The organism is Neorhizobium sp. PAMB6630, assembly GCF_058242775.1.
On the sequence record NZ_JBZAYV010000002.1, the window covers coordinates 272,013 to 284,824 of the forward strand.

11 protein-coding genes are annotated in these 12,812 nt (G+C 56.2%); 4 read left to right on the forward strand and 7 right to left on the reverse strand.

Annotation, left to right across the window (positions count from 1 at the left end):
• Positions 1-243 precede the first annotated feature (243 nt).
• On the reverse strand, positions 244-1,353 hold the full coding sequence (locus AC4CWF_RS20030) for an IS110 family RNA-guided transposase (RefSeq protein WP_491287023.1): 1,110 nt from the start codon (positions 1,351-1,353) through the stop codon (positions 244-246).
• A gap of 140 nt (positions 1,354-1,493) precedes the next feature.
• On the opposite strand from AC4CWF_RS20030, the gene AC4CWF_RS20035 reads away from it, so the two are divergent.
• Both AC4CWF_RS20035 and AC4CWF_RS20040 read left to right on the forward strand, forming a co-directional pair.
• Complete coding sequence (locus tag AC4CWF_RS20035; RefSeq protein WP_491287024.1) at positions 1,494-2,078, forward strand: RloB family protein; 585 nt, start codon at positions 1,494-1,496, stop codon at positions 2,076-2,078.
• Between the two features lie 87 nt (positions 2,079-2,165).
• A complete protein-coding gene (locus AC4CWF_RS20040) occupies positions 2,166-3,617 on the forward strand; it encodes an SEFIR domain-containing protein (RefSeq protein ID WP_491287026.1) in 1,452 nt (483 codons plus the stop codon).
• Positions 3,618-4,135: 518 nt separating this feature from the next.
• Here the strand turns inward: AC4CWF_RS20040 and AC4CWF_RS20045 are convergent.
• From AC4CWF_RS20045 to AC4CWF_RS20055, 3 genes are read right to left on the reverse strand one after another with little or no spacing between them, the layout of a single operon-like run.
• Positions 4,136-4,336 carry a hypothetical protein gene (locus AC4CWF_RS20045; protein ID WP_491287027.1) on the reverse strand — a complete coding sequence of 67 codons (201 nt, stop codon included), beginning with the start codon at positions 4,334-4,336 and terminating at the stop codon, positions 4,136-4,138.
• 53 nt (positions 4,337-4,389) lie between these two features.
• On the reverse strand, positions 4,390-5,277 hold the full coding sequence (locus AC4CWF_RS20050) for an EamA family transporter (RefSeq protein WP_491287028.1): 888 nt from the start codon (positions 5,275-5,277) through the stop codon (positions 4,390-4,392).
• A gap of 26 nt (positions 5,278-5,303) precedes the next feature.
• The gene (locus tag AC4CWF_RS20055) at positions 5,304-5,813 is read right to left on the reverse strand and encodes a cupin domain-containing protein (RefSeq protein ID WP_491287030.1); all 510 of its coding nucleotides are present in this window, start codon (positions 5,811-5,813) and stop codon (positions 5,304-5,306) included.
• A gap of 201 nt (positions 5,814-6,014) precedes the next feature.
• Between AC4CWF_RS20055 and AC4CWF_RS20060 the strand changes: the two genes are divergently transcribed.
• On the forward strand, positions 6,015-6,914 hold the full coding sequence (locus tag AC4CWF_RS20060) for a LysR substrate-binding domain-containing protein (protein WP_491287031.1): 900 nt from the start codon (positions 6,015-6,017) through the stop codon (positions 6,912-6,914).
• A gap of 356 nt (positions 6,915-7,270) precedes the next feature.
• Positions 7,271-7,879: a J domain-containing protein gene (locus tag AC4CWF_RS20065; protein WP_491287707.1), complete on the forward strand. Its 609-nt coding sequence runs from the start codon at positions 7,271-7,273 to the stop codon at positions 7,877-7,879.
• Positions 7,880-8,397: 518 nt separating this feature from the next.
• Here the strand turns inward: AC4CWF_RS20065 and AC4CWF_RS20070 are convergent.
• From AC4CWF_RS20070 to AC4CWF_RS20080, 3 genes are all read right to left on the reverse strand, one after another.
• Positions 8,398-9,465 (reverse strand): alkene reductase, encoded by a 1,068-nt coding sequence (locus AC4CWF_RS20070; protein WP_491287033.1) that lies wholly within the window; start codon positions 9,463-9,465, stop codon positions 8,398-8,400.
• Positions 9,466-9,580: 115 nt separating this feature from the next.
• Entirely contained in the window at positions 9,581-9,988 is a 408-nt protein-coding gene (locus AC4CWF_RS20075) for a winged helix-turn-helix transcriptional regulator (RefSeq protein WP_491287710.1), read from the reverse strand.
• Between the two features lie 686 nt (positions 9,989-10,674).
• The gene (locus tag AC4CWF_RS20080) at positions 10,675-12,519 is read right to left on the reverse strand and encodes a heavy metal translocating P-type ATPase (protein WP_491287035.1); all 1,845 of its coding nucleotides are present in this window, start codon (positions 12,517-12,519) and stop codon (positions 10,675-10,677) included.
• Positions 12,520-12,812 lie beyond the last annotated feature (293 nt).

Genomic DNA, 12,812 nt, shown 5'->3' on the forward strand with positions numbered 1-12,812 from the left:
GCAGTTAATCTACCCCGCCTGCGCGGGGTGGGTCAATTGATGTAGCCTGTGCACGGTGCTGGAGATGCTGGCCGAACCGATGGTTTGTCATACTCTCATCCGCGGATTTTTAACCGCCTGACCATATTCGATGCGGGCTTGCCTCTCTCTAAGAACGGATATTTGTCCCAACGTGTGTCGAGGGTTCCCTATCCTTGGCCTACATCTCCAGCATGCTGCACAGGCAGCAGGGTCTATTTGCGCCTACGCTGGAATCGGCACTTTGCGAGCAATATCCCAGATGAAGCCTGCCAGTTCACGAGCAATGGCAGTGAGCACACGCGGTTGTGGCTTTCCAGTCCTCGAGAGATCTCGATAACGCTTGCAGAGCCTTGTCTGTGCTTTCCAGGCGATATCTTTGATTTCCTGCGGAAGATGAAGGCTGCGCTTTAGATGGGGATGCTGTTCGCGAGGTGGATGCCGATACGACCAACTCGCCTCGACCATCATCGTACGAGCCAGAGCATTGCCAGTCCTGGTGATGCGCCCGCGCCTTATTGTGCTGCCACTCGAATGCTCGCTCGGCACCAGTCCCAGCCAAGCCATGAGCTGTCGCGGATTTGAGAAGCGGCTGATATCGCCTATCTCGGCAGCCAGCGTCGCGGCGATTGTTGTGTTGACGCCACGCAATGCCCGGAGGGCATCGACAAGTCGTGCAAAACGCCAGTCCTTCACCGCATCTTCGATCGCCAGATCCAGCGTGCTGATACGCTCCTCAATCTGGCGAATGGCGCGTTTCAGTTCCTCAAAGGCCAATTGCTGATGTGGATAGCGGAATTTGCGTAATTCGTTGATCCATCGCCAGTGGATCTTTGTCCAATAGGTTGGCCGATCATAGCGAAGACCATGCCGAAGCAGGAAGCTCAGGAGTTGCTGCTTTGCAATCTTTAGCGCCTCCAGAGCCTGCTTGCGGGTGCGGATCAGATCCCGCATAGCTTCCTGTGCCTCATCGGGCGTCCAGATCGGTGTCAGTTCGCCGGCTCGCCATAGCCGCGCCAGCATTTCCGCATCGCGCCGATCGGTCTTGATCCGGTCCCCGGAGCGACGTGGGATCATGGCCGGCGAAACAACGGCGCAATCAAACCCCAGCTTTGTGAGCAAGCGATGCAGGCCGTAGCCACACGGGCCGGCTTCATAGCAGAAAACTGGCCTGGCACCGGGTGCTGCCAGCCGCTTCGTCAGGCGCAGTACAGAATCGGCGGTGTTTTCAATGACGCCTTGGAAGCGAACTTCCCCGTTTCTGCCTTCCTCAGCGGTGGCAACTGCAATGGTATCAGCATGAACGTCTAAGCCAACATACACAGTTCTTTCCATAACGATTTCCTTTTCCGATCGAAAACAGTTCGACATGGAAAACCTAGCGGCTTTGCCGCGGTAAATCGCTCATCTGGTCTTATGAACGGAATGAGAGCCGTCTGAGCAGGCGGCAGGGTCGCAAGCGTCCCTACGACCGCATGTTGATCGTGTGCGAGGGCGAAAAGACCGAGGTAAATTACTTCGAAGCGATCCGCCGTGAAAAGCGCCTCCCGAATGCCGACATCGAGATAGTGCCGGCGGACTATGGCACGGCGCCGCTGCAGATCGTCCAGTATGCCATTGACCGTTTTACGGAGTTGAAATCGTTCGACCGGGTCTACGCCGTGTTTGATCGGGATGACCACGACACCTATCATAATGCCCTGTCCAAGGCCGAGGCGACCGACAAAACCCTGAAGAACGACGAAGGCACCAAAGTCCCGTTCGAGGCGGTGCCGTCCGTACCCAATTTCGAGCTGTGGATACTGTTGCACTTCCGCAATGTGTTCGAGTTTATGCACCGCAATCAGGTGAATGCGGAACTACGTAAGGCCGAAAACTATCCGGGCTACGCCAAAAACAGCGAGGTTGTTTATCAAGACACCAAAGATCGGATTCCGGTGGCAACGGAAAGGGCAGTTACCCTCAGGGCGCGATATTCAAAGTTCGCCGGTGATCAGCCTTATACTGACGTGGACCTACTGACCGGAGAGCTGATGAAGATCGCTGGACGGTTGCAGTGAATGGGTCGGCACATCTTGCCAAGTCGCCAATGTTCGTATTTCGTTCTGTCGACGACTAGATTTTGAAATTAGCGTTATGGAAGTTGAATGTCAGAAGAAGCGGCCGATCCGAAACTGTTCATCTCATATAGCTGGAGCAACCAGGATCATGAGTCTTGGGTGGTGAAGCTCGCTGAAGAACTTGTCAGTCAAGGTATCCATGTCATCCTCGACAAGTGGGATCTCCAGCCCGGTCACGATGCGAACGATTTTATGGAAGGTATGGTCAAGGATAAAACGGTGACCAAGGTCATCATGGTTTGCGACGAAGTCTACGCCCGCAAATCCGACAGCCGTAAAGGTGGCGCCGGGACCGAGGCTCAGATTATCACGCCGGAGATTTATGCAGAAACCCGGCAAGATAAGTTCGTAGCGATAGTGCGCGAGCGTGACGCTGACGGCAAGCCTTTCCTTCCCACCTACTACAAAGGTAGGATCTATTTCGATCTTTCCGATCCATCCAGTTATGCCGAGGAATTTGATAAAATCGTCCGGTGGGCATGGAACAAGCCCCTTTATGTGCGGCCGACGCCTGGCCAGAGGCCGGGTTTCTTGAGCAAGGACGGCGCCACTGGAAAGATTGCGAGCTCAGTGGCCCATCGACGCGCTGTAGAGGCTGTTCGAAATGGGGCGACAAATGCGATTGCCCTGGTAGGGGAATATCTGGAGACGATTACCATCGGTCTCGAGAACTTCCGTTTAAAGGCGGAAGGGAGCGCGCGCGATACCTTTGATGAGCTTGTAGTTGAGAGTATTGCCGACTTCACCCCCTACAGGAATGAGCTGATCGATATCTTCATGGCGATCGCACAACACATTCCGTCAGAAGCAATGGCCGAAGTCATCCACCGCTTCTTCGAACGGTGCCTACCCTATTACAATGTGCCTGAGAGCATCACCAGCTACAGCAAATGGGACTTTGATAACTATCGCTTCATTGTCCATGAGCTGTTCATTTATTGCATCGCCGCCTTCATACGCTTTGAGCGGTTCGAGGCCGCCGCCTATTTCGTGAACACGGAGTACTATCGTTATAATCGGTTCCGCGAGGAGTCAGCGATGCACTCTTTCTCTATAATTGATGAGAATCTTTCCTCCCTCGAATTCCGCAATAAGCGCCTGGAGCTTCGCCGATATTCGCTGCGAGCTGACATGCTCAAGGACCGAAACCGAGGCACGGGAATTGCGTTTCACCACCTAATGGCGGCGGATTTTGTGTTGTTCCTTCGCAGCCGTAAGCAGGAAGGCTGGCAGACTTGGTGGCCGGAAACACTCCTCTACGCGGAGCGCTCCGGCGGGCCGCTCGAAATGTTTGCCCGGGCAAAATCCGCAAAATACTTTGAGCGGATCAAGGTTTTGCTGGGATTTGAAAATGCGGAGGAATTCAAGGCGTTCATGCTCGATCTACTCGCGAACCGTGACCGGCTTCCAAAATGGGGTTTCCATGGCCCGAATATGGGAGGTCTATCGGGGGTAGCAAATATTGCTGCTGTTCCATGAGCAAGACAATTTGTTCGCCAAGAGCCGACAGGGATTAGAATATGGTTACACGTATTGAGAAAATCGTCGGAGGCCTCGTCGTGCAACGTGCTGCAATGGCAAAACGGGGAATGCACAAGGGCAAATACGTTTGTCACCCGCAGGGTTCTAATATGACCAAGATTGCTTTCGTCACCTTAGACGACGTCGCCGATTTCTTGCGGACAAACCCAGGCTCAGGGGTAAGGATGGATCCAGGCTCGTCGAAAGTCGTTGAATTCATCCATATTGACGGACACCCACGATAATCAGGCCGGGTATATAAATGGCAAGATGATGCGATATCGTAAAAGCCTCGGCCTGATCATATAAAGCTGTCCAACTTTTTATCCGCAGCCCCTTATCCGCCTAACCGGCTCAGTTCTGCGTGGAAACCAACAGCGAGACGTATGCCGCCACGCAGGTGATCAAGCACAATACCCGACCTGATGGCGGCCGCGGGACGGCATCCAGCCTTGCTCCGTCAACCCGGGTAGAACCTAAGATGCCCGAGCCGCCCCATCTTTGCTGGAGCACTTCTCCATATGGTCGAGAAGCAAATGGTCAACTTCAGCAATCGCAGCTTCAATCGCTTTGTGCAAAGCATCGTCACCAATATCGATCGCGTTGTGCCTCAGCGCGAGTAGTTTCAGCCCCATGCCAAAAAGATTGATAGGGCGATCATTTAGTCGCTGGATCATTGGAATTCCCCCCTCTTCTAAAGCCGAAGTTCTACATGTGACATCAGGCTGCACTATCGCCTTGATGGATAAACGGCGCCCACCTCGCTTGGGCGTGCGCGCTGATTTGCACCAAGAGCGAAGACGATGGCCACAATCCCAAGCATTTGGACCGCCGTCGGTGACGTTCCGAAACAGTACCAGGCGGATACCAGCCCGACGACCGGCACCAATAGGGCGAACTGCGAGACCTGAGATGTTCGATACCTGCGCAACATGCTGCCCCAGACGCCATATGCGGAAATCGTCGAGATGGCCGATGTGTATAAAATTGCCGCCAATCCGCCCGCAGAAATTGATCGAAGGGCCGCGATGAGAGTGTCACCCCCCTCGAAAAACGCTGATGCGACAAATAGCGGCAATGGAGGCACGAGACTTAGCCATACCATCAGATGCAGTGAATTGACCGGCGGCAGGCGCTTGAGCAGAATGTTGGATATCCCCCAGGCGAATGCACCACCGAGCGTGAGCGCAAATCCCACGACCGTAAAGGAAGACCCGCCATCCAATGCGATCAGCAAGATCCCCACAAGACCTCCCGAAATGCAGACTATTCCCCGGCGGTCAATGTGTTCGCCAAGGAACAAGGATGCCAATAGGACCGTGAAAAACACTTGCGTCTGCATCAGTACGGAAGCGAGGCCAGCACCGAGGCCAAAATAGATACCAAGGTAAAGAAGACCGAAAACCATAATTCCGAGCGTGATCCCGAGCAAAATCAATGCAGACCAAGGGATCTTGGGCCTCGGTATTCCAAGGGCGATTGGAGCGGCGCAGGCCGTAAAGCGCAATGCCGAAAACAGCAAGGGCGGGAACTCGTCGAGGCCCCAGCGGATCACAATGAAGTTGAAGCCCCACAAGAACGAAACCAGGCAAAGCAAGGCAATATCTTTGAGACGCATAGGCGTGATCCGCTGAGGCATTGATGTTACTCAGCCGCTTCGCGCAGATGATCGTTTACCGGCGCGCCGCCGATGACGACCGTCCGCTGCGGAATTTTGTCGAAGGACGTTTCCGGGATCTCGTACATCTTGGCCAGCGTCGCGTTGGGCACCCCGGAGAACATCTCCGAGAACTCGATGGTCTGGGGTTCTTCGTGAGAAAGAACGACGAGGAACGAGAGCGGTTCGTCGGCAAGGTTTTCGATCCAGTGCAGATATCCCTGCGGCACGAAGGAAATGTCACCAGGATCGAGCTCGAGGTAATGCGTTTCACCTTCCGGACCAACGATACCGACCAGCCCCTTTCCCGAGATGCAGAAGTCCAACTGGTTGGCATTGGGATGGGTATGTGGTTCGCGCACGCCGCCCGGCTGGATCTCGAGGGCTTGAACGGCAAGCCCCTTCAGCACAGGGAAGTTCTTGGCGTTTGCCCGATAGAAATCACCAGCAGGAAAAGACTTGAAGACGTTGGCCTTGAAAGGAAAGCTATTCGACATGGATATTCCCCTTGGTTGTGTGCGACACGCGCCAGCGGATGCTGGTCGCGTTCAAGCGTGCAGCAGCTTCTTGTGTCCATTGTGATTTCAGGTTGATGTTTCACGGCTTCCCAAGCCGTGTATAGAATTGCTATCGCCTTGACTTAACAAGAACAATAGAATTTTATTTAACTGTTAGGTCAATTAGGATGAACTATTCCGATGGCGAACCTACGCAATATCGATCCGTTTCTGCTCCAAGTCTTTGTTGCAATTTCAGATAGCGGCAGTTTCTCTGCCGCTGCAGAAAAAGTCGGACGCACCAAGTCCGCAGTCAGCATGCAAATGAAGCGTCTGGAAGCTTTGTTCGAGCACACGCCGATCTTCGAATTCAATGGTCGGACGAAGCGCCTTACAGAAAAAGGAGAGCAACTTTTAGTCCACTCCAGGGCGATCCTTCAGCTAAATGACACGCTATGGCAGAAGATGGCTCAGGCACACGGACCAGGAACGGTCCGGCTTGGTGCACCTGATGACTATGCTTACGCCCTGCTTCCCAACATTCTCGAACGGTTCGGACAGCGCTTCCCGCAGGTTCAGGTCGAATTGACATGCGAGCCGAGTGAGGAGCTTGCAGAACGGATAGCGCGCCACGAGATTGATCTCGCCGTCGTGACCAGACGTCCCCATGATGATGTTTCACAGGTGGTCCGAATGGAGCCGGTCGTTTGGGCGAAAGCAAAGGGAAAGCCGATCGACCTCACCCAGCCACTACCGCTTGCTGTGTTTCAGCCAGGATGTGTCACGAGAACGCAGGCAATTGAAGCCTGCGCGACGGCCAACCGGGAATACCGCATCGCCTATACCAGCCACAGCTTGGCAGGCATCCTCTCCCCCGTGCGTGCGGGTCTTGCAATCGCGGCAATTGCCCAATGCTCGGTGCCCGACGATTTGGAGATTATTGAATTCGACAGAACGCTTCCAGAGCTTAAGGGGATCGATCTCGCCTTGATGAAGAGCAACCGGCATGGACAGACAGCCTTCGTCCAGCACCTGACCGAGGAAATTTGCACGAGTCTGCGACATCGGCCTATACAAAATCGGATCCAGCCTGCCTACTGATCAGGTCTGCAGATCGTTCCCCATGACATCGACAAACCAGGCACGCCGAAGGAAACACACCTAATCCCTCTGTCTATGTGCCGGTTTTCGCGCCAGTTTGATTCATTTTCCAATTTTGTTGCGTTCCGCTCGCGCAAGATAAAATTGTTGCCGGACAATCGACCGCACCGGATCTGGTGGGACAGCGCGAAATGGAAAATCGGGTTAAATCTTGCTCAAACTTAACATCCTGACATACCGCTAAACGGTCAAGGAAGGCCCTTGTCAAGCCACTGAGCGTTCCCGCAAGGGTTATAATAGCTTGAATACCCCCCGAGCGTCTTGCGGTTCCGTAACTGGGGCGCCATACAGGCGCGATCATGAAAGACACCAAAATATTCGTCGGTCTAAGATCCACGCGTAAAGCACCCGTCACCAGAAATGACATCAGTGGCCCTAAATGTCAGTGGGAAGGTTGCGGCAAGACCGGCAGCCATCGAGCTCCCGTTGGGCAAGAGGCCGAAGGCCTCTTTCTCCAGTTTTGCCTCGAGCATGTGAAACAATACAATAGCGGCTACAATTATTCGGCCAGCCTTTCGACGCCTGAAGTTGCCCGATATCAAAGAGAGGCAGCGACTGGGCTACGTGCGACTGGTGGCAGCGAGGCACCGCAAGCGCGTGAGATGCCGCTTCCCTCCACGGCGCGCTCCGGATCGGCCAAGGTTTGGAACGCCCGCAAGACGGCCGCACAACGTCAGACCGAAAAGGTCGCCGCTCAAACCCGAAAGCTGAAGGTTCTTGAAGCGAAGGCGTTTGAAACACTTGGTCTCCCATCGGATGCGGCTGCCGATGAAATCAAGCAGCGCTACAAGCAAAGGCTCATGATGTACCATCCTGACGTCAATCAAGGAGACCGCAACGCCGAAGCAGAGCTGCGAGCTTCCATAGAGGCGCATAGGATCCTGAAGCTCAACGGTTTCTGCTGACCGTATTTGAAATTCTACATGAGCTTAATCTGGACTGGCTATGAATTCCTCAATGACGTTACTACGCCTTGAACGGAATCGAACCGCCGACCCCGTTATTTGGCCGATAAGTTCGCGTTGAATTTCAGTATAGGGGCAACTACTTGCCCTCGGGAATGGCTTATATGGGGCCGCAAGCGGACTGTCTGATGTTGGGATGTCAAAGGCCAGAGTGGACATTGAAGGATATGGTGCCTTGTCCGAGTTCCGCCATTGCGGCATCGGACGTCGGAGGGCACCGAGACTGCCTTCCCTAAGTCGAGGGCGTCTGCAACTAACGCCGAGCGGACCAATCCATAGCACACGGGATGTCGTCGGCCGCATCGTCGGCGTCTACTCGTCCCAAGGAACGGTTGAACTACTTCGCAGCCGCCAGTTACGATCCAGACCGATCAGGAACTCCTCTCACGACCATCCCGTCACTCTGACCGTCATGGAGTGAGCGACGGGATGGCCGATGAAGCCTAACCTGACAGACCTCAGCCGAGGGGCGGGTAGTCCGTATAGCCCCGCTCGTCGCCCACGTAGTAGCTGGACGGATCAGACGGCGCCAAGGCGGCATTTTGACGGAAGCGCTCGGGCAGGTCCGGGTTGCTGATGAAGAGCGTTCCGAACGTCACCGCGTCCGCCAGATTGGTCGCTATCGCCCGCTCACCACTTTCCCGGTCATATCCAACGTTCACGACAAACAAGCCGGAGAACCGTTTTCTCGCCTCGGGCGCCAGCAGCTTGAGGCCCTCGGGAAGCTGCGCCGGCTCCATGAAGTGAAGAATGCCCACCTTCCTCGCTTCGAGAGCCTCCACGGTGAACATATAGGTGCCCTCCAGGTCGCTATCGCCCATGTCGTTGTAAGGTATACGGGGCGAGAGCCTGACCGAAACACGGGAAGCCCCAAAGACCCGGATTGCGGCATCGGTTGCTTCGAGCAGGAAGCGGGCGCGGTTTTCGACAGGACCGCCATAGGCGTCTGTTCTCTTGTTGGAACCGTCCTCAAGGAACTGGGCCGGCAGATAGCCGTTGGCGCCATGCACCTCAACTCCATCGAAACCAGCGGCCTTGGCCGCACGTGCGGCGGCCTCGTAGTCCAGAATCGTACTATGGATCTCGTCGAGGGTCAGAGCCCGGGGGGTGACGGTCGGCTTTGGCCCCTCGGGCGTGAAGGCCTGGCTATTGAAGGGCACAGCCGAAGGCGCGACAGGCAAGGCTCCTCCATGGAAGTCTGGATGAGAAGCACGGCCAGTATGCCAGAGCTGGGCGAAGATGAGGCCCCCGACGTCGTGCACGGCCTGGGTAACCTTTCGCCATCCCTCGATCTGCTCGGCCGTATGGATTCCTGGCGTATTCGTCCAGCCGATCGCCTGCTCGCTGATCTGCGTCCCCTCTGAGATGATCAGGCCAGCGCTGGCGCGTTGGGCGTAGTAGATTGCGGTCAGCTCGTTCGCCACGTGGTCTGGCGATCTCGCCCTTGTCATCGGGGCCATGAAGACGCGGTTCTTGAATTCGAACGTCTCGGTCTTCAGCGGGGTCAGTAATTTTAACTCAGTCATTTTGACGCTCCAGTTGATCTGGACGCCTAGGTATACGTTGTAGACCTACTGTCAATTAGGCACCTTAAATCGCCTTGGTAGGCTGAAGGATACCTGGTCGCCGTGTCACTTCGGCTCAGTCAGCGCGCTTTCCCAGCTGGATACCGCTGAAACCGTCATCCAATCGTCGGGCGTCAAAGGCTTCTCGCGCGGCATTGACTGCTGGCAGCTTGTCCAGCGTCCACTGGTGAAGCTCGCCGAACGGCTTTTGCAGAGTGTGGCCCAGCGCGGTGATCTCATACTCCACAGCTACCGGTGACACGGACACGACGCGCCGAGTGATGAGGCCGTTGCGCTCCAGTCTGCGGAGACACTGTGTCAGTGCCTTCTGGCTCACGCCCTCCAGCCGCCTACGGATCAAGTTGAACCGATGAGGTCCGTCCGACAGAACCGCCAGTACCATCATAGACCATTTATCGGCGATCTGATCGAAGAGTGTCCTGCTGGGGCAGTCCGATGAGAAGCAAATCGGGTCCAATTCCATGACGGTGCGCACCTCTACAATCCATTCAATGTCGATACCTTTTATGCGTTCAGGTACCCTGTGTATACTTGGATTTCGCGAGGCTCCCATCAACACAAACTCCAGCCGGATGCATCGAGCCTTTTAATTGAAACGCAACCGGTACGCCTGTCGCAAAGCTCTCGCTTATCGGGGCGCTTGCTTCCCTCATTCTTGCGAAGTCGCAGAATAGGTAGCTTTGCGGCAGCCGCGACGACCGCTTTCGGAACACCTCCAGCAAACCCCAAATGACCGGATGGAAGGCGCTTAGCGGAAATCATTTCTGCAAGGGGGCCGATTGCCGACTGTCCGGTATAGGCGCCATGTAGAAATAGCCGCCACAGTGGGGAGGCTCACCTTGATTACCACCACCCAAAATCGAGCAAAAAAAGCGCAGCCACAGACTGCGATTACTTCTTTCACTGCTATCCCATTTCAATGCAATCCAAAAAGCTCGAGCAGCTCCTCCCGCTGGCGCACGAAACCTGAATCGCTGCGGTCTCGGGCCTGATGGCGCGGAGACTTGTAAATCTCCTCTCTGCTCCCGAGCGAATTTTGAGCTTGCCACGCCTCAAGTGCATTCAAACCGTTGGTGTGTCGCTCGATTGGGATCAACAAATCACACCAGGGCAACGGTACAATAGCCCCACAGTCTTGGACAACAATATCTATCGAAGCGCTCTCAAGGCGTTCAGAATAACCGCGACGTCGATCACTTCCTGCGTCAACGCCCCCTGAACCGGCGGCAGATAGCCGAGGCTGGCGAACGCCATGGCGCAAAGCGATAGTCCGAGACCCGCTACGACACTTTGTAGGGCGATCGCACGGCTGCGGCGCGCGACCGCCATGGCCTTCACCAGCGGCGCGAGTTCATCCACCAGCAGAACCACACCGGCCGCTTCAGAGGACGAAGCGGTTCCGTGTGCGCCCATCGCAACGCCAACATCGGCGGCGGCAAGCGCCGGAGCATCGTTGACGCCGTCCCCCACCATCATGACCGGGCCGTTGACGATCTCGTTGCGCACTGCGGCAACCTTGGCGTCCGGCGACAGATCGCCCAGAACGAGGTCGAAGCCAAGTTGCTTGCCCACTTTCGAGGCGATGTCACTGCGGTCCCCGGATGCCAGCACCAGCCGCCGGACCCCGGCCCGTCGCAATTCATCCAACATCGGCTTCGCGTCGGCACGGACCTGATCCTGCAGCACGATGATGCCTGCCACCTTGCCATCGATGCCAACCGCCACGGTCATCGCAGCAGGATCCATATCCTGCTGCAGATCATCCGCCCGAATATTGCCGCTCTTACCCGCAACGAAACCATTCCCGCCAACAAGGATCTGGCGACCATCCACAAGTCCCTCGATACCAGTTCCGGGTGTTTCCACCACCGCAACCGGGACGGACAGAATCAGCCCACCTGCCTGTGCGGCCTTGATCAGGGCCGTTGCAACGACATGGCCCGATGCCTGATCGAGACTGGCTGCGGCTTTGAGGACATCCGCCTCTGCAAAGCCAGCGCGCGTCCTGATCTCGGTGATGACCGCCTGCCCGTGCGTGACTGTTCCGGTCTTATCGAGGATCACGGTCCGCACCCGCGACAGCGCCTCCAGCACACCACCACCCTTGACCAGAACCCCCATACGGGCCGTGCGCGACATTCCCGAGATGAGCGCAACCGGAACGGCGAGGATAAGCGGACAGGGTGTCGCGACAACAAGCACGGAGAGTACGCGGATCGTGTCCTGCGTGAGAAACCAGGTGATTGCAGCGATCGCGACCGTCAGCGCCAGAAAACCGATCGCGTAGCGGTCTGCCATGCGCACCATTGGCGCCTTGCCGGATTGAGCTGCCTCGACCAGTCGCACGATGCCCGCATACGTGCTCTCGGCAGCCGGGCGGATTGCAACAAGCTCGAACGCAGCGCCGGCAGAGGCTGAACCGCTCAGCGCTTCGCTGCCTTTCAGAATGGTCTGCGGAAGAGATTCGCCCGTGAGAGCCGACAGATCGAGTACGGCAACATCGCTTGCCACGCGACCATCGACCGGCAGGACATCACCCTGGCGAATGAGAAGCCGGTCTCCCGGTTTGATATCAGCGATCGGCACCTGTTCCAGCGCGTCACCAGTAAACCGCATGGCGGTTTGCGCGACGCGGCCCATCAGCGCCGTCATCTCCCTCTTTGCCCGACCCTGCGCAAAATCCTCGAGAAGCTGCCCGCCCGCATACATCATTGCCACGACATTCGCCGCCAGGGGTTCACCAAACGCCAAGGCTGCGGACATCGAAAGCGCAGCCACGATATCAAGCCCGATATCACCCTTTCGCAGAGAGATGACGATCTGGGCGAACAATCCCAGCAGGACAGGTGCGGTCGCTGCGGACCAGACCCAGCCAGCCTCCACTGGCTGGGCAAACCAGTACAGCAAGCCACCGACCAACAACCCCATTGCGGCAATTCCGATCAATATCCGGGACTGCTGGCGATGGAGGATTTCTCCGATAGGAAGCGTCATTGCTTTTCCTTGTGCCCCAAGGGCGGCGTGACTTCATCTAGGCCTGCAATTGCACCTTACCGCTCCTTTCCTCCGATCCATTTGATCTTGATCCTGACGTCGTCTTCGCGGCTGAAGTTTTCGTAGCGGCCGCCGCAACAGTCATATCAAGGCGACCAACCAGCTATTTGAACTCGCCTGCGAACCGGGGTAGGGCCGCAGAACATGGCTCTCATCAAACACATAGCCATGGCCCTTGTCCGAAACCCGAACGACAAGCACAGCCTCAAGGTCAGGCGCAAAAAGGCCAACCC